Source organism: Streptococcus sp. V913 (assembly GCF_054353455.1).
In genome coordinates this window covers 93,922-118,514 of record NZ_JBTHHX010000003.1, presented here as the reverse complement: position 1 = coordinate 118,514, position 24,593 = coordinate 93,922, and the positions used below count along the sequence as shown (strand labels likewise).

The 24,593-nt window shown below is 42.9% G+C and carries 14 protein-coding genes; 12 read left to right on the top strand and 2 right to left on the bottom strand.

The window, feature by feature from the left end; genetic code table 11:
* Positions 1-2: 2 nt before the first annotated feature.
* From adcR to ACXYSL_RS06645, 5 genes are all read left to right on the top strand, one after another.
* Positions 3-443 carry a zinc-dependent transcriptional regulator AdcR gene (gene adcR / locus ACXYSL_RS06665; RefSeq protein WP_084939464.1) on the top strand — a complete coding sequence of 147 codons (441 nt, stop codon included), beginning with the start codon at positions 3-5 and terminating at the stop codon, positions 441-443.
* The gene (locus tag ACXYSL_RS06660) at positions 443-1,147 is read left to right on the top strand and encodes a metal ABC transporter ATP-binding protein (RefSeq protein WP_061588546.1); all 705 of its coding nucleotides are present in this window, start codon (positions 443-445) and stop codon (positions 1,145-1,147) included. The genes adcR and ACXYSL_RS06660 overlap by 1 nt, the downstream gene beginning before the upstream one ends.
* Positions 1,140-1,946: a metal ABC transporter permease gene (locus tag ACXYSL_RS06655; protein WP_061588547.1), complete on the top strand. Its 807-nt coding sequence runs from the start codon at positions 1,140-1,142 to the stop codon at positions 1,944-1,946. The genes ACXYSL_RS06660 and ACXYSL_RS06655 overlap by 8 nt, the downstream gene beginning before the upstream one ends.
* A 9-nt stretch (positions 1,947-1,955) precedes the next feature.
* Positions 1,956-3,461 (top strand): zinc ABC transporter substrate-binding lipoprotein AdcA, encoded by a 1,506-nt coding sequence (gene adcA / locus ACXYSL_RS06650; RefSeq protein ID WP_458624309.1) that lies wholly within the window; start codon positions 1,956-1,958, stop codon positions 3,459-3,461.
* Positions 3,462-4,000: 539 nt separating this feature from the next.
* Entirely contained in the window at positions 4,001-5,680 is a 1,680-nt protein-coding gene (locus ACXYSL_RS06645) for an alpha-L-fucosidase (protein ID WP_458624350.1), read from the top strand.
* 36 nt (positions 5,681-5,716) lie between these two features.
* Here the strand turns inward: ACXYSL_RS06645 and ACXYSL_RS06640 are convergent, their stop codons facing one another.
* Positions 5,717-7,804, bottom strand: a complete 2,088-nt coding sequence (locus ACXYSL_RS06640; protein WP_458624308.1) for a GH92 family glycosyl hydrolase — start codon at positions 7,802-7,804, stop codon at positions 5,717-5,719.
* A gap of 170 nt (positions 7,805-7,974) precedes the next feature.
* On the opposite strand from ACXYSL_RS06640, the gene ACXYSL_RS06635 reads away from it, so the two are divergent.
* The 5 genes from ACXYSL_RS06635 to ACXYSL_RS06615 all read left to right on the top strand — a co-directional run bounded on the left by ACXYSL_RS06635 (position 7,975) and on the right by ACXYSL_RS06615 (position 21,088).
* Positions 7,975-9,255, top strand: coding sequence for a glycoside hydrolase family 125 protein (locus tag ACXYSL_RS06635; protein WP_458624307.1), 1,281 nt, complete (start codon positions 7,975-7,977; stop codon positions 9,253-9,255).
* A gap of 90 nt (positions 9,256-9,345) precedes the next feature.
* The gene (locus ACXYSL_RS06630; RefSeq protein ID WP_458624306.1) at positions 9,346-11,991 is read left to right on the top strand and encodes an alpha-mannosidase; all 2,646 of its coding nucleotides are present in this window, start codon (positions 9,346-9,348) and stop codon (positions 11,989-11,991) included.
* 96 nt (positions 11,992-12,087) lie between these two features.
* On the top strand, positions 12,088-12,957 hold the full coding sequence (locus ACXYSL_RS06625; protein ID WP_458624305.1) for an ROK family protein: 870 nt from the start codon (positions 12,088-12,090) through the stop codon (positions 12,955-12,957).
* The gene (locus ACXYSL_RS06620; RefSeq protein WP_458624304.1) at positions 12,951-14,831 is read left to right on the top strand and encodes a beta-N-acetylhexosaminidase; all 1,881 of its coding nucleotides are present in this window, start codon (positions 12,951-12,953) and stop codon (positions 14,829-14,831) included. Before ACXYSL_RS06625 ends, ACXYSL_RS06620 begins: the two co-directional genes overlap by 7 nt.
* A 308-nt stretch (positions 14,832-15,139) precedes the next feature.
* Positions 15,140-21,088, top strand: a complete 5,949-nt coding sequence (locus tag ACXYSL_RS06615) for a mucin-binding protein (RefSeq protein WP_458624303.1) — start codon at positions 15,140-15,142, stop codon at positions 21,086-21,088.
* Positions 21,089-21,312: 224 nt separating this feature from the next.
* Here the strand turns inward: ACXYSL_RS06615 and ACXYSL_RS06610 are convergent, their stop codons facing one another.
* The gene (locus ACXYSL_RS06610) at positions 21,313-21,666 is read right to left on the bottom strand and encodes a hypothetical protein (protein ID WP_458624302.1); all 354 of its coding nucleotides are present in this window, start codon (positions 21,664-21,666) and stop codon (positions 21,313-21,315) included.
* A 661-nt stretch (positions 21,667-22,327) separates the two neighbouring features.
* Here ACXYSL_RS06610 and ACXYSL_RS06605 point away from each other — a divergent pair.
* Together ACXYSL_RS06605 and ACXYSL_RS06600 are read left to right on the top strand one after the other, a co-directional pair.
* Positions 22,328-23,443: a DUF4767 domain-containing protein gene (locus ACXYSL_RS06605; protein WP_458624301.1), complete on the top strand. Its 1,116-nt coding sequence runs from the start codon at positions 22,328-22,330 to the stop codon at positions 23,441-23,443.
* A gap of 210 nt (positions 23,444-23,653) precedes the next feature.
* Positions 23,654-24,583, top strand: a complete 930-nt coding sequence (locus ACXYSL_RS06600) for an ABC transporter permease (protein ID WP_458624300.1) — start codon at positions 23,654-23,656, stop codon at positions 24,581-24,583.
* The last annotated feature ends 10 nt before the right edge of the window (positions 24,584-24,593 follow it).

Genomic DNA, 24,593 nt, shown 5'->3' with positions numbered 1-24,593 from the left:
ACATGAGACAGCTTGCACAGGAAATCGATAACTTTTTAAACGAGGTGATCTTGAGATCTGAGAACCAGCATGAAATTCTGATCGGGCATTGCACAAGTGACGTAGCCTTGACCAACACTCAGGAGCACATCCTCATGCTCTTGTCAGAAGAATCCCTAACTAACTCGGAGTTGGCCCGTCGCCTTAATGTCAGTCAGGCGGCAGTGACCAAGGCTATCAAGTCTTTAGTCAAAGAGGGTATGTTAGAGACATCCAGAGATCCTAAGGATGCGCGTGTAATCTTTTATCGACTGACAGAGCTAGCTCGACCAGTAGCGGCAGAACACCACCACCACCATGAGCACACACTCTCAGCCTATGAACAAGTAGCAAATCAGTTTACTCCAAATGAACAAGAAGTGATTCAGCGGTTTTTAACTGCTTTAGTAGGAGAAATCAAATAATGCGGTATATTACAGTAGAGGACTTGTCTTTCTATTATGACAAGGAACCTGTCCTCGAGCATATCAACTATAGTGTTGATAGTGGGGAGTTTGTCACCCTGACTGGTGAAAATGGAGCTGCCAAGACGACGCTTATCAAGGCGAGTCTAGGCATCTTGCAACCAAGATTTGGCAAGGTAACCATTTCAAAGACAAATACTCATGGAAAAAAGCTAAGGATAGCTTATCTTCCCCAGCAGATTGCTAGTTTTAATGCTGGTTTTCCAAGTACAGTTTATGAATTTGTCAAGTCGGGTCGCTATCCGCGAAAGGGCTGGTTCCGTCGTTTGAATGCCCACGATGAGGAGCATATCAAGGCCAGTCTAGACTCAGTTGGTATGTGGGAACATCGTGATAAACGAATTGGCTCCCTATCGGGAGGGCAAAAGCAACGAGCAGTGATTGCACGGATGTTTGCTTCTGACCCAGACATCTTTGTCTTGGATGAGCCGACGACAGGGATGGATGTGGGGAGCAAAAATGAATTTTACGAACTCATGCACCACAGCGCTCATCATCATGGCAAGGCCGTTTTGATGATTACCCATGATCCTGAGGAGGTCAAGGACTATGCGGATCGCAATATTCATCTAGTTCGTAACCAAGATTCGCCATGGCGTTGTTTCAACGTTCACGAAAGCGACCAGGAGGTGGAACATGCTTAGTTTGTTATCCTATGACTTTATGCAGCGTGCCTTCTTGGCGGTCATTGCCATGAGTCTCTTTTCTCCAGTTCTTGGTACCTTCCTTATCTTACGTCGTCAGAGTCTCATGAGCGATACCCTCAGTCACGTTTCTCTATCAGGAGTAGCCTTTGGTCTGGTTTTGGGAATTTCTCCAACTATTTCAACCATTGCCATTGTCTTGATCGCTGCGGTCTTTCTGGAGTATCTCCGTACGGTTTACAAGAACTTTATGGAAATCGGGACTGCCATCCTCATGTCAACAGGACTTGCAGTGTCTCTGATTGTCATGAGTAAGGGTAAAAGTTCTAGTTCTATGAGTTTGGACCAATATCTCTTTGGTTCGATTGTGACCATTAGCCGGGAGCAGGTGATTTTCCTCTTTGCCATTGCGGCGGTCGTTTTATTCTTGACTTTCTTATTCTTGCGACCAATGTACATCCTGACCTTTGATGAGGATACGGCCTTTGTGGATGGCTTGCCCGTTCGTACCATGTCCATTCTTTTTAACATGGTGACAGGGGTAGCCATTGCCCTTATGATTCCTGCGGCAGGAGCTCTTCTGGTATCGACCATCATGGTTTTGCCAGCTAGTATTGCCCTGCGTCTGGGGAAAAACTTTAAATCCGTTATGTTACTAGCCAGCGTTATTGGCTTTTTGGGAATGGTGGCAGGACTTTATATTTCCTACTATGCGGAAACCCCTGCCAGCGCTAGTATTACCATTATCTTTGTAGCTGTCTTTTTATTAGTCAGTCTACTGAAACGTTTTATCAAATAGGAGAATGAAATGAAAAAACTGAGCTTACTACTAGCTAGTCTATGTGCCCTGTTTTTAGTGGCTTGTTCCAATCAAAAACAGGCAAATGGGAAGCTAAATATCGTGACAACCTTTTACCCTATCTACGAATTTACCAAGCAAGTCGCAGGAGATACTGCTAATGTAGAACTTCTAATCGGTGCTGGTACAGAACCTCACGAATACGAACCGTCTGCCAAGGCAGTTGCCAAAATCCAAGACGCAGACACCTTCGTTTATGAAAATGAAAACATGGAAACATGGGTTCCAAAATTGCTAGATACTTTGGATAAGAAAAAGGTGAAAACCATCAAGGCGACAGGCGATATGTTGCTCTTGCCAGGTGGCGATGAAGAAGAGGGAGACCATGACCATGGAGAAGAAGGCCATCACCATGAGTTCGATCCCCATGTTTGGTTATCACCAGTCCGTGCCATTAAACTAGTAGAGCATATCCGTGACAGCTTGTCAGCAGATTATCCTGATAAAAAAGAAACCTTTGAGAAGAATGCTGCTGCCTATATCGAAAAATTGCAAGCCTTAGATAAGGCCTACACAGATGGTTTGTCTCAAGCCAAACAAAAGAGCTTTGTGACCCAGCACGCTGCCTTTAACTACCTTGCCTTGGATTATGGTCTCAAGCAAGTATCCATCTCAGGTCTCTCACCAGATGCTGAGCCATCAGCAGCACGTTTGGCAGAATTGACAGAGTACGTCAAGAAAAATAAAATCGCCTATATCTACTTTGAAGAAAATGCCTCACAAGCCCTAGCCAATACACTTTCAAAAGAGGCAGGTGTCAAAACAGATGTCCTCAATCCTTTAGAAAGTCTGACAGAAGAGGACACCAAGGCGGGAGAAAATTACATCTCTATCATGGAGAAAAACCTCAAGGCTTTGAAACAAACAACAGACCAAGAAGGATCGGAAATCGAGCCAGAGAAGGAAGAAAACACCAAGACAGTTCACAATGGTTACTTTGAGGATGCAGCTGTCAAGGACCGTACCTTGAGTGACTATGCTGGTAACTGGCAGTCAGTTTATCCTTTCCTTGAAGATGGAACTTTTGATCAAGTCTTTGACTACAAGGCTAAGTTAACTGGCAAGATGACAAAGGATGAGTACAAGGCCTACTATAGAAAAGGCTATCAGACAGATGTGACCAAGATTAACATTACTGATAACACTATGAAATTTGTTCAAGGTGGACAAAGTAAGAAATTCACCTACAAGTATGTTGGTAAGAAAATCTTGACTTACAAGAAAGGCAATCGTGGCGTGCGCTTCCTCTTTGAAGCGACAGATGCGGATGCTGGACAGTTCAAGTACGTTCAGTTTAGTGACCACAATATCGCCCCAGTCAAGGCAGAACATTTCCATATCTTCTTTGGAGGTACTAGCCAAGAAGCCCTCTTTGAAGAGATGGATAACTGGCCAACCTACTATCCAGATAACTTATCTGGACAAGAAATCGCCCAAGAAATGTTGGCACATTGATGCAAGAGAGAATCCCGCAAATCTGCGGGATTTTTTGCTGGAAATGATTAGGTTGTTAGGTATTATAGTACCACAGTTGTGCTGTTCACAATGTGATAAAGAGGTCATTTTCTACTGGCTGATTCTCACTAGCTGGCGAATGCAAAAGCTACGATTGTACAAATTATAGAATCTTTTCAGGGGATTTAGGAAGGGAGCTTAGCCATATTGACGCTGCTATCGCTTTTTGTTATAGTCAAGGAGAGAGTGGCCTGAAACAATAGTTTATTCACAAGTTGTGGATAAGTCTGGGGAGAACAGGACATTTAGCTAATATCCTAGAGGGATCTTGAGAATTGCTCCGGAAACTAGTAACGGGCTTAACTTTCTAGTAGAAATCTTAGTCTAGTAGGGATTTGAGCAGGTCTGCCTGAGAGTGACAGGGTTAAAGTCTAAGAGCTGGAGTCTGAAAAAGCTAATTTTTAGGTATGTTTTCTTATCCACAGGTTGTGGATAACTTTTTGAATAAGCAAATTGATAAGAGAAAGAGATATGAGATGATGACGAACATAAAACCAAACGGACCATTACCAAGTCAGGTCCAGCTAACTTATCTGGGCGATGAGCTAGCAGCCTTTATCCACTTCGGTCCTAATACCTTTTATGACCAAGAATGGGGGACTGGACAGGAGGATCCTGAGCGCTTTAACCCAACTAAGTTAGATGCGCGGGAGTGGGTTCGAGTGCTTAAAGAAACAGGTTTTAAAAAGCTGATTTTGGTGGTTAAGCACCACGATGGTTTTGTGCTCTACCCGACAGTTTATACAGACTACTCGGTCAAGGCCAGCCCTTGGAGAGATGGAAAGGGGGACTTGCTCCTTGAAGTATCCCAAGTTGCAACTGAATTTGACATGGATATGGGAGTGTATTTGTCTCCTTGGGATGCCCACAGTCCCCTCTATCACGTGGACCGAGAAGCGGACTACAATGCCTATTATCTGGCTCAGTTGAAGGAAATCTTATCAAATCCTAACTATGGGAATGCTGGGAAATTTGCCGAGGTTTGGATGGATGGTGCTCGAGGGGAGGGGGCCCAGCAGGTCAACTATGAGTTTGAGACTTGGTTTGAGACTATTCATGACCTACAAGGGGATTGCTTGATATTCTCAACAGAGGGAACTAGTATTCGCTGGATTGGTAATGAACGGGGCTATGCAGGGGATCCCTTGTGGCAAAAAGTCAAGCCCGACCAGTTGGGGACAGAGGCTGCATTAGATTATCTACAGCACGGTGATCCCTCAGGAACGCTGTTTTCAATCGGCGAGGCAGATGTTTCCCTTCGGCCGGGTTGGTTTTACCATGAGGATCAAGATTCCAAATCTCTCGAGGAATTGGTCGAAATCTACTTTCACTCAGTGGGGCGGGGAACCCCTCTCTTGCTCAATATCCCGCCAAACCAAGATGGTCTCTTTGATGAACGGGATATCCAGCGACTGTATGAATTTAGAGCCTACCGTGACGAGCTCTATAAAGAAGATTTGGCTTTGGGAGCCAAGGTATCTGGTCCTGCTCTATCAGCAGACTTTGCTTGTTGCCACCTGACAGATGGACTAGAGACCAGTTCTTGGGCTAGTGATGTAGAACTGCCAATTCAGTTAGAGCTCGATTTAGGGGCTCCTAAAGCTTTTGATGTGATTGAGTTAAGAGAAGATTTGAAGTTGGGGCAACGTATAGCTGCTTTCCATGTTCAGGTAGAGTTGGATGGTGTCTGGCAGGAGTTTGGATCTGGTTATACTGTTGGCTACAAACGTCTCTTACGAGGATCAGTCGTTGAGGCTCAGAAGATTCGTGTGACCATTACAGAGGCACAGTCTTTGCCTTTGTTAACCAAGATTTCACTCTATAAAACACCTACCTTGTCGAAAAAAGAAACTGTTCAGCAACTAGAGTTTTCAGAAAAAAGTCTAGCTGTGACCAAGGGAGAAAATGTCCACTTTACAGTGAAGCGCATAGAATTTAGCAGTCCTTTAGAAGCTAAGATTTCGATTCAACCAGGGACGGGTGTGCATGGTGTCGCTTATCGGGACGAGATTCAAGTCCTTGCGTTTCAAGTTGGCGAGACTGAAAAAAAGCTAACGCTACCAACCTTGTATTTTGCAGGAGATAAAACCTTGGACTTTTATCTGAATCTGACGGTAGATGGGCAGCTGGTTGACCAGCTTCAGGTCCAAGTTTCATAAAAGAAGAACCTTTGCGCGATGCAAAGGTTCTTTGGGTTAGGAGTGATTTGGTAGCCAGCTGAGGGTGAAGGTCAGTTGCTCAGCTTTCAAGAGGTCTTGGTGTTGAATGCTAGATACTATGGTCTTGTCCAATCGACATTCTTTGACAAAGTTGAAGTGGCTGTGGTTTTGCTCGGCATGGATATCCAGCCATTCATTTTCCTTAGCCAGGTAGATACGGAGATGATTAAAGAGGGGAATTCCGAGGTCATAGCTTGGTTTTCCTGGACAGGTCGGGTAGAACCCAAGAGCTGACCAGATATACCAGGCAGAGAGATTGCCATTGTCCTCGTCGCCAGGGTAGGCATCCCAGATTGGTTTGAAGGCCTTCTGACGCAGCGTCTTGATGAGAAGGCTAGTGTATTCAGGATAGTTACTGTAGCGGAAGAGATAAGGAATGTGGAAGCTAGGTTGATTGGAAATGGCGATTTGCCCAAAAGGAGCTGTAGCCATCTCGCTCATTTCATGAATCTCGTAACCATAACCAGTTGTTTCAAATAGAGGAGCATCTTGACAGATTTTCAAAAGGTAGCGGCTAAAGTTTTCCTTTCCACCCATCAGTTGACGCAAACCTGGGATGTCATGTAAGACGCCTAAAGTCGCTTGAATAGCAGAACATTCGGCGTAGTCACGTCCCCAACTATAAGGAGAGAAGTCTGGTCGGAAGTTGCCTTGGCTATCTCGCGCTCTCATGTAGCCCGTCTCGGCGTCAAAGAGATGGCGATAATTCTGCGATGCGACCTTATAAGTTTGGGCGATGTCATTTTGACCAAGCTTTTCGGAACAGCTGGCGATACAAAAGTCGCTATAGGCATAGTCAAGGGTGTGGCTGACGCTTTCGTGGTGGTCGGTTGAAAGATAACCTAATTCTTGGTATTGAGCTAAACCGTGGCGACCGTTGATGCCAAGAGGATCAGACTTGGTGGCTGTCTCCAGCATGGCTTGGAGGAGTTCTTCTTCCAAGTCGGGGGCCATTTCCTTGCAGGCGCTATCTGCGATAATGCCGTCTAAAAGAGTGCCAGGCATCATGCCGCGTTCATCTGGGGCTAGCCATTTTGGAAGAAAACCAGTATCGCGGTAGCTATTGAGGAAACCTTCTAGAAAGCGGTGATAGTGTTCTGGTATGATAAAGGCAAAGAGGGGGAAGGTGGTGCGGAAGGTATCCCAGAAACCATTGTTGCTAAAGAGAACACCAGGTTTGATAGTGCCAGTAGAAAAATCCATGTGGATGGCCTGCCCTGACTCGTTCACCTCATAAAATGTCTGTGGGAAGAGGAAAAGTCTGTAGAGGCAGTGATCAAAAAAGGTTCGGTCGGCTTCCCCTGTCTCCACGATATCAAAACGATGGAGGAGATTTTTCCAATCCGCTTGGGCCCTTGCTTTACAGCTATCAAAGTCCGTTTGAGGTAAATTGATCAGAGCTTGAGAAGGGGAGATGAAAGAAGTTGCTAGCTGGATTTCAGCATGACTATCTGTCAGGTCAATTCGCCAGTCTCCACTTTCTTGGCTGACAGCAAGAATATCCGTATTCATTTGTAGAGCAGTAAAGAGTATCAGAGGACTTTTATTGGTTTCAGTTTTTCCTTCTTGTCTCAGGGTAAGAGTTCGCTTATCTACTTGCTTGACTGTCAAGTCATCTGCTGCGTGAAGATAGAGGGAGAGGGCTTTGCCTTGCTTTTGCTCCAAACGAATAGAAGCGCCATAGCAAGTTGGTGTGAGCTGGGTTTCAATCTGATAGCGCAGGGAGAAAATCTTCAGATAATGAGGTTGGAAAGAGGCCTTATCTAGGTCATAGGAAGACTGACGATGAAAGAGACTGTCTCCACCAATCTGGCCTGTGATAGGTGTTAGGAGTAGCCAAGAATAGTCGCCAATCCAAGGACTTGGTTGATGGGTCAATCGAATCCCTTGAAAGACGGGCATATGCGGATCGAAAAACCAAGCTCCCTCCTGGTCACTGGCCTGGGGCACAAAGTAATTCATCCCGAAAGGGACGCCCGTGTAAGGCAAGGTATTTCCCCGAGAGAAGGCATGCTTGCTAGCAGTCCCAAAGCGGGTATCGATGGTTTCAAGTAGTGGTTTCATAGTCTTTCCTTTAGCTGTTTTTCTACATTATATCAGAAAAATGAGACCTTTAGATATGGGGTTCGAAAGTAAGCAATTTTGTAGAAAAATGACTATCATTTGTGTATATATTTTCTAGCATAAAAACTATATACTGAACATGAAACTTGTTTGAAAGAGGAAAAAATACTATGATTTATTCGAAAGAAATTGTTAGAGAATGGCTAGACGAAGTAGCAGAGCGTGCCAAGGACTATCCGGAGTGGGTGGATGTCTTTGAGCGTTGCTACACCGACACCTTGGACAACACGGTCGAGATTCTAGAAGATGGTTCAACTTTTGTACTCACAGGGGATATTCCTGCCATGTGGCTTCGGGATTCGACTGCCCAACTCAGACCCTACCTTCATGTGGCTAAAAGAGATGCCCTCCTGCGTCAGACCATTGCAGGTTTGGTCAAGCGTCAAATGACCTTAGTATTCAAAGATCCGTATGCCAATTCCTTTAACATTGAAGAGAATTGGAAGGGCCACCACGAGACTGACCATACAGACCTTAATGGTTGGATTTGGGAACGCAAGTACGAGGTGGATTCGCTTTGCTATCCTTTGCAGCTGGCCTATCTCCTCTGGAAAGAGACTGGCGAGACCAGTCAGTTTGATGATACTTTTGTCGTAGCGACTAAGGAAATTCTTCATCTGTGGACGGTGGAACAAGACCACAACAACTCTCCTTATCGTTTTGTTCGTGATACGGACCGTAAGGAAGACACTCTGGTAAATGATGGCTTTGGACCTGACTTTGCCGTGACAGGCATGACCTGGTCAGCTTTTCGTCCGAGTGATGACTGCTGTCAGTATAGCTACTTGATTCCATCCAATATGTTTGCTGTAGTTGTCTTGGGTTATGTGCAAGAAATCTTTGCAACACTGGACCTAGCTGACAGCCAAAACATCATTGCAGACGCTAAACGCCTGCAAGCAGAGATCCAAGAAGGGATTGAAAACTACGCCTACACCACCAACAGCAAGGGTGAAAAGATTTACGCCTTTGAAGTGGATGGTATAGGGAATGCTAGCATCATGGATGACCCAAATGTACCAAGTCTGCTGGCTGCGCCTTATCTGGGCTATTGCGACATTGAAGACGAAGTGTATCAAGCCACACGCCGTACCATTCTGAGCCCTGAAAATCCATACTTCTACCAAGGAGAATACGCTAGCGGTCTCGGAAGTTCCCATACCTTCTATCGCTATATCTGGCCCATTGCCCTTTCTATCCAAGGCTTGACAACAAGAGATAAGGCAGAGAAAAAATACTTGCTGGATCAGCTAGTTGCTTGCGATGGTGGCACAGGTGTTATGCACGAAAGCTTCCACGTGGACGACCCAACGCTTTACTCACGTGAATGGTTTTCTTGGGCCAACATGATGTTCTGTGAATTAGTCTTGGATTACCTGGATATTCGTTAAGGAGCGCGCTTTAGTTTCACCGATTCGTGTCAGAATCACACCTTTACATTTAAAACGTTAAAATTTAAATTTAGAATGAGGTTTTACTTCATGGAAAATGTTGTTGTACATATTATCTCACATAGTCACTGGGACCGTGAGTGGTACTTACCTTTTGAAAGCCACCGTATGCAGTTGGTGGAGTTATTTGATAATCTTTTTGACCTTTTTGAAAATGATCCTGAGTTCAAGAGCTTCCACTTGGATGGTCAAACCATTGTCCTTGATGACTACTTGGAAATTCGTCCTGAAAATCGCGACAAAGTCCAAGGTTACATCGACCAAGGCAAACTCAAAATTGGTCCCTTTTACATCTTGCAGGATGACTACTTGATTTCCAGCGAAGCCAATGTTCGCAATACCTTGATTGGTCAAGCAGAATGTGCAAAATGGGGCAAATCAACCCAGATTGGTTACTTCCCAGATACCTTTGGAAATATGGGACAAGCTCCCCAAATCCTTCAAAAATCAGGCATTCACGTGGCAGCCTTTGGCCGTGGTGTCAAGCCGATTGGCTTTGACAACCAAGTTCTCGAAGATGAGCAGTTCACTTCCCAGTTTTCAGAAATGTACTGGCAGGGTGCAGACGGAAGTCGTGTCCTCGGTATCCTCTTTGCCAACTGGTACAGTAATGGGAATGAAATTCCAGTGGATAAAGACGAAGCCTTGACCTTCTGGAAACAAAAATTGGCAGACGTGCGTGACTACGCTTCGACCAACCAATGGTTGATGATGAATGGATGTGACCACCAGCCTGTACAGCGAAATCTGAGTGAGGCCATTCGTGTGGCAAATGAACTCTTCCCAGATGTGACCTTTGTGCATAGTTCATTTGATGACTACATCCACGCAGTAGAAAGTGCTCTGCCGGAGCAACTATCAACGGTTACAGGCGAGTTGACCAGTCAAGAAACAGACGGTTGGTACACACTTGCCAACACTTCTTCTTCACGGATTTACCTCAAACAAGCCTTCCAAGAAAACAGTAACTTGCTGGAGCAAGTAGTGGAACCATTGACTGTTATCACTGGCGGACATAACCACAAGGACCAGTTGACCTATGCTTGGAAAGTCCTTCTACAAAATGCGCCCCATGATAGTATCTGTGGCTGTAGTATTGACGAAGTTCACCGCGAGATGGAGACACGTTTTGCCAAGGTCAACCAAGTCGGTAACTTTGTAAAAACTAACCTTCTCAACGAGTGGAAGGGTAAAATTGCAACCCACGAAGCCCAAAGCGACCATCTCTTTACGGTCATCAATACAGGCTTGCATGACAAGGTTGATACGGTCAGCACAGTGATTGATGTGGCGACTTGTGATTTCAAAGAATTGCACCCAACAGAAGGCTACAAGAAAATGGCAGCCTTGACCTTGCCAAGCTACCGTGTCGAAGACTTGGAAGGGCACGCTATAGAAGCGAAAATCGAAGATCTGGGAGCTAATTTTGAGTATGATTTGCCCAAAGACAAGTTCCGTCAAGCTCGTATCGCTCGACAAGTGCGCGTGACAGTCCCTGTTCATCTGGCACCACTTTCTTGGACAACCTTCCAATTGCTTGAAGGAGAACAAGAAGGCCGTGACGGTATTTACCAAAATGGAGTGATTGATACGCCATTTGTAACGATAAGTGTGGATGAAAATATCACGGTCTACGACAAGACAACTCATGAAGCTTATGAAGATGTTATCCGCTTTGAAGACCGTGGTGACATCGGAAATGAGTACATCTATTTCCAACCAAAAGGAACAGAGCCTATCTACGCAGAACTCAAAGGCTATGAAGTCTTGGAAAATACAGCACGTTTTGCTAAGATCTTGCTCAAGCATGAATTGACAATTCCAGTAAGTGCAGACGAAAAATTAGATGCAGAACAAAGAGGCATCATCGAGTTTATGACGCGTGAAGCTGGACGTTCAGATGAACTGACAAGCATTCTTCTTGAAACAGAGATGACCGTCTTTGTTGATAATCCACAAATACGCTTCAAGACTCGCTTTACTAACACAGCCAAGGACCACCGTATCCGTCTCTTGGTCAAGACTCATAACACACGTCCAAGCAATGACTCTGAAAGCATCTATGAGGTGGTGACACGACCAAATAAACCAGCTGCTTCTTGGGAAAATCCTGAAAATCCACAACATCAACAAGCCTTTGTCAGCCTTTATGATGATGAAAAAGGAGTGACGGTAGCCAATAAAGGATTACACGAGTATGAAATCCTTGGAGACGATACGATTGCAGTGACCATTCTTCGTGCCTCAGGTGAGCTAGGTGACTGGGGTTACTTCCCGACACCAGAGGCTCAGTGCTTGCGTGAGTTTGAAGTCGAGTTTGCTCTCGAATGCCACCAAGCACAAGAACGCTTCTCAGCCTTCCGTCGTGCCAAAGCCTTCCAAACGCCATTCACTAGTCTTCAGGTTGCTAAACAAGAAGGAAGTGTTGCTGCGACTGGTAGCCTCTTGAGTCATGCGGCACTCAGCTTACCACAAGTTTGCCCAACAGCCTTTAAAGTGGCGGAAAATGAAGAAGGATATGTCCTCCGTTACTACAATATGAGCCAAGAAAATGTGCGCATATCTGAACACCAACAAACCATTCTGGACTTACTTGAACGACCATATCCAGTTCATTCAGGACTATTGGCTCCACAAGAAATTCGTACAGAATTGATTAAAAAAGAAGACATTTAACAGTTTTAAAGTGTTTGATAACGAATACTATGAGATAGAAAGGAGGGGCGAAAGAGTAAGGATTAACTACTGATTCGTCCCTTTTTTGGTGAAAATATGACCATTGCAACCATTGATATCGGAGGGACTGGGATTAAGTTTGCCAGTCTGACTCCTGATGGAAAAATACTAGATAAGACAAGTACACCGACACCAGAAACCCTAGAAGATTTACTGGCATGGCTAGACAAATGCTTGGCAGAGAAAGATTATAAGGGCATTGCCATGAGCGTTCCAGGCGCGGTCAATCAAGAAACAGGTGTAATTGAGGGAATCAGTGCCGTACCTTATATTCACGGTTTTTCTTGGTATGAGGCCCTTGCTCATCATCAGCTACCTGTCCATCTAGAAAATGATGCCAACTGTGTTGGACTTAGTGAACTGCTAGCTCATCCAGAGATTGAAAATGCAGCCTGTGTCGTGATTGGGACAGGAATCGGCGGAGCTATGATTATCAATGGCAAACTTCACCGAGGTCGCCACGGCTTAGGTGGTGAGTTTGGCTATATGACAACCATTGAACCAGCAGAAAAGCTCAACAACTGGTCGCAACTAGCATCTACAGGAAACATGGTCCGCTACGTAATTGAAAAGTCAGGTCAGACTGACTGGGACGGTCGCAAGATTTACCAAGAAGCTGCAGCAGGCAATGCCCTTTGTCAAGAAGCCATTGAGCGCATGAACCGTAATCTGGCTCAAGGCTTGCTCAATATCCAGTATCTGATCGATCCAGATGTCATTAGTCTGGGAGGCTCTATCAGTCAAAATCCAGATTTTATCCAAGGTGTCAAAAAAGCTGTCGATGAATTTGTCGAAACCTACGAAGAATACACAGTCGCACCAGTTATCCAAGCTTGCACCTATCATGCAGATGCCAATCTCTATGGTGCCCTTGTCAACTGGTTGCAGGAGGAAAACCAATGGTAATTTTTACAGGACTTAGTCCCAAACAAGAGCAAGCATTAGAGTTGCTTAAAAAGCACATTTCGCTAGCAGATGTAGAGGTAGCAGTCGCTCAGTCTGACCAAGCCTCTATCTCTATCAAGGGTGAGGATGGCCACTATCAACTGACTTATCGCAAACCTCACCAACTTTACCGCGCCTTGTCCTTATTGGCAACAGCTCTAGTAGAAGGTGATAAGGTAGAGATTGAAGAACAAGCTGCTTACGAAGATTTGGCTTACATGGCAGACTGTTCCCGAAATGCAGTGCTAAATGTGGCTTCTGCCAAACAGATGATTGAAGTCTTGACTCTTATGGGCTACTCAACCTTTGAGCTTTACATGGAAGATACTTATCAGATTGAGGGACAACCTTACTTTGGTTATTTCCGTGGTGCCTACTCGGCTGAGGAGTTGCAGGAAATAGAAGCCTACGCCCAGCAGTTTGACATAACCTTTGTGCCTTGCATCCAGACCTTGGCTCATTTGTCGGCCTTCGTTAAATGGGGTGTCAAAGAAGTGCAAGAACTCCGTGATGTAGAGGACATTCTCCTTATCGGTGAAGAAAAAGTTTATGATTTGATTGACGGGATGTTTGCCACTCTGTCTAAACTGCAGACACGCAAGGTCAATATCGGGATGGACGAAGCCCATTTGGTTGGTTTGGGGCGCTACCTCATCTTGAACGGTGTTGTAGACCGTAGTCTCCTCATGTGCCAACACTTGGAGCGCGTGCTGGACATTGCTGACAAGTATGGTTTCCACTGCCAGATGTGGAGTGACATGTTCTTCAAACTCATGTCAGCAGATGGTCAGTACGATTGTGATGTGGAAATTCCTGAGGAAACTCGTGTCTACCTAGATCGTCTCAAAGACCGTGTAACCTTGGTTTACTGGGATTATTACCAAGACAGCGAAGAAAAATACAACCGTAACTTCCGCAATCACCATAAGATTAGCCAAGATATCGCCTTTGCAGGTGGTGCTTGGAAGTGGATTGGTTTTACGCCTCACAACCATTTCAGCCGTCTCATTGCTGTTGAGGCCAATAAAGCCTGTCGTGCTAATCAGATCAAAGAAGTCATTGTGACTGGTTGGGGGGACAATGGTGGCGAAACAGCCCAGTTCTCTATCCTACCAAGCTTGCAAATCTGGGCAGAACTCAGCTACCGTAATGACCTAGACCGTCTGTCTGCTCATTTCAAGACCAATACAGGTCTTTCGGTTGAGGATTTCATGCAGATTGACCTAGCCAACCTCTTGCCAGATCTGCCAGGCAATCTCAGCGGTATCAATCCCAACCGCTACGTCTTTTATCAGGATGTTCTCTGCCCTATTCTTGACCGACACATGACACCTGAACAGGACAAACCTCACTTTGCTCAAGCGGCTGAAACTCTTGCTTCTATCAAAGATAAAGCAGGCCTCTACGCCTATCTCTTTGAAACTCAGGCTCAGTTGAACCAGATTTTAAGCAGTAAAGTGGATGTGGGACGACGCATCCGTCAGGCCTACCAAGTAAACGATAAGGAAAGTCTACAAGAAATTGCAAGACAAGAATTGCCAAAACTCAGAAGTGAGATAGAAACCTTCCACAAACTCTTTAGCCACCAATGGCTGGAAGAAAATAAGGTCTTTGGCTTGGATACGGTCGATATCCGTATGGGTGGACTCTTACAAAGGATTAAGCGAGCAGAAAGTCGCATCGAGGCTTATTTAGCAGGTCAGCTTGACCGTATCGAAGAATTAGAAGTCGAAATCCTACCATTCAACGATTTTTATGGAGACAAAGACTTTGCAGCCACAACAGCCAACCAGTGGCACACCATTGCGACCGCTTCGACGATTTATACGACTTAGGAGTAGAATATTGACAAACATCTTCTTTATAAAAAGAAGATGTTTTTGCTTAAATATAATATTTAAAAATAGATAAAATATAGGAAGTGGGGGATATTTGATAGAATAACATATTCAGTAATACATGTGCTTAAAAGCTATATGAATCAAGATTTTTATTAAATTAGGTGGTAGATTTTAACTGTATCAGTTGAATTATCAGAAGTCAAAATGTATAATGTAGAATAGAGGTTTTCTATGCGTAGAGGTTGTAAAAGTCCATCTCTAATAAAATAGTCATATGTCAAACTTAGAAAGGAATATGGAAAGTGAAAAGTTTTAAAATTTACAAGGGAAGACATGAAAAATTTTCTCTACGAAAGAAAAATGTTGGACTTGTTTCGATTGCAATCGCTAGCTTGGCGATATATGGAGTAGCGCTTGGCACACCAACTGTACAAGCAGATGAAAACAACAATCTGAGCAGTCTAGTAGAGACTAGCTCGACAACTGATGTGAAATCAGAAAATAATAGTGATCAATCAGCAGTGGTGGAGTCAGAGAAAGTATCTTCAGCCATAGAAGTTAAGGGAACAGAAAAAGCTACTAGTCCAGCACCAACTGTTGAACAAGCAGAAAAGAAAGTGTCAGTTTCAAAAACTGCCCCTGAAGTGGAAGGAGCAGACAAAAAATCCGTAGCTCCTTCAAACTCGACAGCAGTCGTAAAAGAAACTCCAGCACCTGTTGAGTCTAAGCCGGTTGAAAAGTCTACTGAGGGGCAAACAACAGCTACTCCTCGTTCGACTGCTCCGGTACGTACGCGCAGAAGTTTGCAACAAAACCCAACTCAAATTACGAATTTTTCAGTAACGGTTACGACTAAAGATGGAACTGTTATGCGTTCAGGTGATACAAAACCTTTGCCTGCTCAAGAAGTTCCCTTTGACAAGGTTCAAATGGACTTTAAAATCACACAAGATGGGACGCTGAAAAAAGGTGATGTTCTCCGTATTCCAGTTAAATTAACAAATAATGCGTATGGTGCCTATTATTCAAATCTTGGTTCTGGAACATCAGAGCGTATCGAGGGTGTTGGAACAATTAAATTTGTGCACTCAGATCCAAATAATCTGGCCTATGAAATTACATTAGACCAAAGTTTCCAAGATATGCCTCAAAATACTGAAAAGACGGTATCGGTCACTCAAAAAGCAGCGACTATTGGGAAATTTACAGCAAAATCAAGTTATGAAAATATTATTTTAGAAATAAATGGCAATAAGTTTACTTTTAAACCAACACCAAGAACATTTGAGAAAGCACAGGCGCCTTTTGCTGTTTATAATAGTGCAAGTAGCGATAGAGCAAATTCAATAAAAATAGGCACTTCAACTGGGGATGCAAATTATTATAATAATTTATTGTCAAGCGATGGTATCAACCCTGGACAAACAGGAATTCCAAATGGTGATATCATTTCTGTCCATCGTATAAAACCAGGCAATGGGTCAAAAATTGTTAGTATCAAACCAGACCTTAAAAGATATACTTCTACTTTAGCAATTAGTGAGGATGGAAAATATCTTGTTAAAGGAGATACTTCAACTTCTATTAGCATCAATTCAGATCCAGATAATAAGTTAATAAATCTACCTGCAAATTCAACAAATGATACTATTCTTAAAGCATTAAAGCAAGCGGGTAAAAACTCTTCGGTTGTTATTGATAATGGAGATGGGACCTACACAGTTGCTATTAATTTAGGAAAAATGACAGGAAATGGTGCTACTACCTATCATGATATTTGGCCAACTGACGACTATGCTCAAATGGGCGATCAATATCAGGAAATCAACAGAACAGAAGAAGTCAATAAAAAAGTTAGTGCTATTTTAAAGGATGCTAGTGTCATTCAAGGAACTGGGCATTCAACACGAATTACTTTTGCAGATTCCTCAATTAAGAATACTATAACGAATGAGTCAAGAAGTTATAGTTATAACGTTGATGATAATGGTAATGTAACTAAGCTTAAAGAAGAAACGATTTCTGCCACAACAACCCCATCCGTTGCGCGTGCTGAAGGTCAGAAGAAGATTACAATACACTATGTCGATACAAACGGCAAGGAAATTGAAACTCAGGACTATAAATATGGTTATCCAGCAGGAGGAACTGCCACTCCAACCTCTGATTATAACGCTAATCCAAAAACAATTACAGGCTACACACTTGTAACAGCTGATACGGCAATCGCGTCGTATGGTACACAGTTAAAGACTACTAAACAAATTCCATTCACTAGCAACGACCAAGAATTTTATTATGTCTATTCAGCCAAAAAATCTAGTGCCAAAGTTACGTATATTGACGATGATACTAACGGAGGAAAAGTTCTTGAAACGAAGGATTTGAATGGTTTTTATGGGCAGACTGATCCTTATCGAACAGCTGAAACCATTAAGACGTATACCGATAAAAATTATGAACTTGTTTCAGACAATTATCCAACAAATGGTGTAACCTATAATGAAAATCTTCAAACCTTTGAAGTTCATTTGAAACACAAAAAGACGTCAGTAGCAGAAGAAAAGACGGTTAAGGAAACTATCCATTATACATACGAGGGTGGTGCACCAGCAGCTCCAGACCATACTAGTAGCTTAAAATTCACCAGAACAGCAACAACTGACCTTGTTACAAATGTTACAACTGGTGATTGGACAGCGGAAAATGGAACAAGTTTTGCAGCCGTAACATCACCAACAATCAAAGGTTACACTCCAGATTTAGCGGAGGTTCCAGCAGTTGACAATATTACGGCTAACAGTGACAATATCGAAAAGACAGTTGTTTACAAAGCTAATCCAGCTAGTGCAAAGGTCACTTATATCGATGACACAACAGGAGAAACGCTTGAAACGAAGGATCTGAATGGACTTTATGGTCAGACTGACCCTTATCAAACAGCTGCCACTATTAAGAAATATACCGATAAAAATTATGAACTTGTTTCAGATAATTATCCAGCAACTGGCGTGATTTACAATGAAACCCTTCAAACCTTTGAGGTTCGTCTACGTCATAAGGTAGCTTCAGTTCAAGAAACAAAGACAGTCACAGAGACCATCAAGTATGTTTATGAAGATAACACACAGGCAGCGGATACGAAGGTTCAGACTTTGAAGTTTGAGCGGATTAACACCAAGGATCTGGTGACTAATAAGATTGTCTATAAGGGATCTTGGGCTCCGTCTACCGGAACCTTCTCAGAGGTAGTTTCTCCAAAGGTTGATGGTTATACACCAGATAAGGCAACTGTAGCAGCCGTTGAACAGATTACGGGAGATAGCGCAGATATTGAAGAAACGGTTACCTATAAAGCAGATAAGCAAAAAGTAACCTATACCATCATTGACGATACTGCTCAAAAAACGCTGAAAGATAAGGAAATACTTACCAGCGGCGGCTCTGATACTCCTCTTTCAGATAGCGCTCGAGAAAAATATGATTTAATCGTGAATGCTTATCTAGCTCAAGGTTATGAATTGGTTTCAAAAGACCAGCTTCCAGCTAAGTTTGACCTTGACAATAGTTATGATCAAAATGTAGTTGTTCACTTGAAGCATGGTACCACTGATATCCAAGAAAGCAAGGATGTAAACTTGACTGTTCATTACCACGGCGCCGGTGACCAGACACCAGAAGACAAGGTGCAAACAGCGACTTGGACTCGTACAGTAACAAAAGATAAAATCACAGGCACAGAAGTTTCTGCCACAGCTTGGACAAGCGATAAAGCCAACTATGATGCTGTGCCATCACCAGTGATTCCGGGCTACAGTGTTGACATTGAGACGGTTCCATCAGAAGCCGTTACTCAAGAAAACATTGTTAAGGATGTACATTACACCATCCAAACGCAAAAAGTTACTTACACAGTTGTAGATGAGATAACCGGTCAGACTTTAGAAAATCAAGTTGAATTGACAACAGGTGATTCAGGTGTAGCTCTTCCAGCTGCTGCGAAAACGAAATACGATACCATAGTCGCGGGTTACTTAGCACAAGGTTACGAAGTGGCTTCTAAGGATGAATTGCCAGCCCAATTTGACACCGACAGCAGCGTGGACCAAAACGTGGTGATTCGCTTGAAACACAAAGTGTCAACTTCTACAGAAACCAAGACTGTAACGCAAACGATTAACTACGTCTACGAGGATGATAATACACCTGCAGCTCCAGAGAAGAAAACGACCTTGACTTTCTCTAGAGAAGTGAAAACAGATGAAGTGACTAAAACGACTACGCAAGGTGCTTGGACTCCGTCGGTCGGAACCTTCCCAGAAGTAGTTTCTCCAGTTGTGGATGGCTATACACCAGATAAGGAAAAAGTCACTACTGTAAATGTAACTGCTACTGATGCTGATATCAATGTTACTGTTAAATACAAGGCCGATAAGCAAAAAGTAACCTATACTATTATTGACGATACAACTAATACCACACTGGAAGATAAGCAAGAGCTTACAAGTGGGAACTCTGATACTCCTCTTCCAAATGGTACAGAAGCGAAGTATGATTCAATCGTGGACGCTTACCTAGCCCAAGGTTATGAATTGGTGTCGAAAGACCAGCTTCCAGCCAAGTTTGACCTCGATAGTGGTTATGACCAAAATGTAGTGGTTCATGTGAAACATAAAGTGTCAACTTCTACAGAAACCAAGACTGTAACGCAAACGATTAACTACGTCTACGAGAATGATAATACACCTGCAGCTCCAGAGAAGAAAGCTAGTTTGACTTTCACTAGAGAAGTGAAAACAGATGAAGTGACGAAGGATGTTACACCGGGGGCTTGGACACCATCTACTGGCACCTTCCCAGAGGTAGTTTCTCCAACTGTTGATGGCTACACGCCAGATAAGGCTAAAGTTGACGCAGAAAACGTAACTGCTGATCAGGCTGACATCAAGGTTACTGTTAAATACAAGGCAGACAAGCAAAAAGTAACCTATACCATCATTGATGATACGACCAATACCACACTGGAAGATAAGCAAGAGCTTACAAGTGGGAACTCTGATACTCCTCTTCCAAATGACACAGAAGCGAAGTATAATTCAATCGTGGATACTTACCTGGCTCGAGGCTATGAATTGGTGTCAAAAGAGCAGCTTCCAGCTAAGTTTGACCTTGATAGTAGCTATGATCAAAACGTTGTTGTTCATTTAAAACATGGTACAGCTGATATCCAAGAAAGCAAGAATGTAAACTTGACTGTTCGTTACCACGGTGCCGGTGGTCAAACCCCAGCAGACAAGGTACAAACAGCGACTTGGACACATACAGTAACGACAGACAAGGTAACAGGCTCTGTTGTGAACACTACGGATTGGGCAAGCGACAAGGCAAACTATGACGCAGTCCCATCACCAGTGATTCCAGGTTACACAGTAGATATTGCGACTGTTCCATCAGAAGTGGTTACCCAAGAAAACATTGTCAAGGATGTGCATTATACTGCTCAGAATACACCTCAAACCCAAAAGGTTACTTACACAGTTGTAGATGAGACAACCGGTCAGACTCTGGAAAATCAAGTTGAATTGACAACAGGTGAGTCAGGTACGGTTCTTCCAGCTGCTGCGAAAACGAAATACGACACTGTGATTGCAGGCTACTTGGCACAGGGGTACGAAGTGGCTGCTAAGGATGAATTGCCAGCTCAGTTTGACACCGACAGCAGCGTAGACCAAAACGTGGTGATTCGCTTGAAACACAAAACGGTTTCAGTTGAGGAAACCAAACAAGTAAGCATGACAGTTCGCTACCACGGTGCCGGTGGTCAAACCCCAGCAGACAAGGTGCAAACAGCGACTTGGACACGTACAGTAACGACAGACAAGGTAACAGGCTCTGTTGTGAACACTACGGATTGGACAAGCAACAAGGCAAACTATGACGCAGTCCCATCACCAGTGATCCCAGGTTACACAGTGGATATTGCGATAGTTCCATCAGAAGTAGTTACCCAAGAAAACATTGTCAAAGATGTTCATTATACTGCGGTACCAGTAACTCCAGAAGTTCCCAATACTCCGGATACTCCAGTTAAACCAGGGGCACCAACGACACCGTTCACACCAGAACACCCAGCACATACTCTCCCACGAACAGGTGAATCTCAAGTTGGTTCCAACCTTGCAACGCTGACAGGTCTAGGCTTACTTCTATCAGTTCTTGGTTTGGCAGGACGTCAGAAAAAAGAGGATTAATAAACTTTTTATAAAGTATAAACAGTCCAGTCATTCATTGAAGAAATACTATAAATGGCTTAAAGATGGATGATCTAGTGGGAAAAGCTCCGCAGGCAACCTTAGTTGGTTGACTTGTGGGGCTTTTTCCTTGTTTTACAGAATGAGACTTAGGCAAAGAAAATACAAAGTCTGTTCACTAAAACAGAAAAGAGGCGGCATCATTTAGTGATGCCACCTCCTTTTTATTTTAAATCTTGCACTAATTCGGTATTTTTTACTGAAAAGGCTTCCGCTAAAAGATCGAGAATAGCTGGTGCTATCGCAATAAGTGTTAGTGAAACCCATTCTGCTGTAATAAACCGTTCACCAAAAACGACAAATGGAATGAGCCAGTTAAAAATCCCTGTAAGTGGGAAGAACCATTTATAACAAACCCTTCTTTTACCAGCAGAAAAGCCACATAACAATTCGACACTAGGAGCCAAAAGGTAAAAATAAAGCAGGCTGTAGCCCATCTCTTCCCCTATAATCCTACTTAATCCCCAACAATAGCACGAGGGCATAAAAGGCGTCTTAATCAATTGTTTCGTGTTCAACCTCCTGTCCCAAATCCGGTATAATCATTGTTTCAAGAATGTTTTCGACAAGCGAAGTAAATTGCCAAAAGAATAAAGGTAGGGATATTTGCAAACAAAAAAGTTAAGGAAATCAGACAGAAAATCTCCCACCAGGTTATGTTGTTAGTTAAGGCCAGAGAGAAGATTGTCAATAAAGAAAAGCAATAAGTTATGCCTGGCAGTATGAAACTCAGCTACTTACTTTCTTTTTTGGAGAGAAAAATCTGTAATAGGATTCCTCCAGTCAGGATTGGCAATATGATAAATGAAACGATTACGGTTCTTATTTGTTTCAACTCCCTCCATCATTTTGATATTCAGAGGTTACTATGTCAGACGAATCAAAGGAATAGATGTATTGGAGCTTATAAGCACAGTTTCTTTACCTACAGTCTCCAGAATACCCATTTCATATTGAAAGTAACACTAAATAAAAAAGTCAATCAAGAGATTAATGCTTAAGAGAGATGGAGGATTGCTACCCTCTTATTCCTAAGTTCTAAAACATCTATATAAGATATTTTGAACTGACTATTATCCCCATTCTTTTCAGAGCTATCTCTGAGAGCAAGGAGTACAATAGAAAAAATAGCTTTGAAGGAGTATAATGAAGGTATAAAGATAGTTTGGAGGTCTGACCATGAAAAAGCTACTACTAGTCCTAGCTACTAGCATGCTAGTCTTATCTGCCTGCCATAAAATGACAGAGGATAGGGCAACTAGTCCGTCAATACCAAGGGAGCAACAAACAAAGGAAGTAACCAACTATTTTCACTACCTAGCGGACTCTTATCAAAAGGCTCTTTCACACGAAAAAGAATCTAAGAATACAGCTGTTCAATCACCTATGGCTGCTACGGTTGTAGCCATGGAAGAGCTTCAGTTGTCTAATCCGACTGACCAAGCCTTGATTATGAAAAACTACTCGGACTTTCAGAAACTAATCCAATACAATGCCGAAAAGTGGGAGGAAGAGTTTACAAGCTGGGCTTCTTCTATGGGGCAGTTCTATCATAGACTAGAGCATAGAAACTTTGATGAAAAGAATGAACTCATCAAAAAATTAGAAGCAACAACTGTCTCTCAGAAAAGTGTCAAATGGAATGTTTTTGGAGTATCGAGTGACAATGCCTATGATTACTTGGTTTTGGATGCCTACTATGACAATCAGGACAAACATTTCTACCTATTTACACTGAAGGATGGGCAAGCACAGGTCTTGCATACCGATAAGACACTGGAAACTATCCCTACTGCAAATTTTGAAGAGACTGAGAATACAGATTTAGCGCAACGTTTTAAGGAATTTCTATTAAAAACAAGTGTAACTACAGAGAGCGAGCCAGATACAGATAATAGTTCTTTAATAGACAAGATAAAAACAGCCATGGAATCCTATTCGGATAGTAAAGGTGAAAGATTTAAGTCAACTAACTTAGCAACATATGGTCACTACTATGGACTAGCAGTGCCAGACCAGATAATGCAATTTGGACAAGTAGATGGGGTGAATTATACTTTTAAATGGTATGGTTATATTGCAGGTTCAGGTTCTGGGCGGTTTGAAATCCTAGCTTGCTATGTGAATGAAGCAGAGACAGAGGTGATTCTCTTTGGCTACAAGGATGGTAATCCTGCTCTTTTACACACCGAAGGAAGACCAGAGATTGATAAAAATGAATCAGGGGCTATCATAAATGCCCAGGTTCATTTTGTCGAGTTTCATCACCCAATATTAGAACAAGTTTTCAATTAGTAAAGAGGAAATACATTTATCGTATGCAGAGTGTTTCTCGTGAAACCTATTTCTTATAAAAAACTTCTCCACAAAAAATAATTTGTGGAGTTTTTTCTATAATTAGTAGTTTAACCTGACCTTTAAATAGGAGTATACTAATAATGTAATCGTTATCAAACCTAAAAATTCGATGAAATCAGTTTTTAGGAATAAAAATGGGAGGAAATTATGAAAAAATTTTCAAAGACCTTGAGAGATAACTGGATTTTTCTTTTGATGGTTTTACCAGGGGCACTTTGGTTGATTCTATTCTTCTACATCCCAGTATTTGGAAATGTGGTCGCCTTTAAAGACTACCATATGAGTGGTGAAGGATTTATCCACAGTATTATGAATAGTAAGTGGGTTGGCCTCGATAACTTTAAGTTCTTGTTTAGTTCTAAAGATGCCTTTATCATTACTCGAAATACCGTCCTTTACAATCTTGGATTCATCTTTATTGGTTTGATTGTGTCGGTTGGAATTGCCATCATCCTCAGTGAGCTTCGTTCTAAGAGAATGGTTAAAATTTTCCAAACGTCTATGCTGTTCCCTTACTTCTTGTCATGGGTTATCATCAGTTTCTTTACAGATGCATTCCTCAACATTGACAAGGGGGTGATCAACCACTTCCTTTCTTCTATTGGATTGAAGGAAATTAACTTCTATGCTGACTTAAGTATTTGGCCATATCTTCTCCTTTTCCTAGGTATCTGGAAAGGCTTCGGATATAGCAGTGTCATGTACTATGCGACAATCATGGGAATTGATCCTACCTACTACGAAGCAGCAACAGTGGACGGGGCTAGCAAGTGGCAACGGATTCGCAATGTAACGATTCCACAGTTGACACCGCTGATAACTGTTTTGACCATCCTTGCAGTCGGAAATATCTTCCGCGCAGACTTCGGTCTTTTCTACCAAATCCCTCACAATGCTGGTCAGCTTTACAATGTAACCAACGTTTTGGATGTATATGTCTTTAATGGTTTGACTCAGACAGCAGATATCGGTATGGCTTCAGCAGCCGGTCTTTACCAATCCGTTGTCGGTTTGATTCTGGTTATCCTATCAAACTTACTTGCAAGACGAGTAGATCCAAACTCAGCTTTGTTCTAGAAAGGGGGAG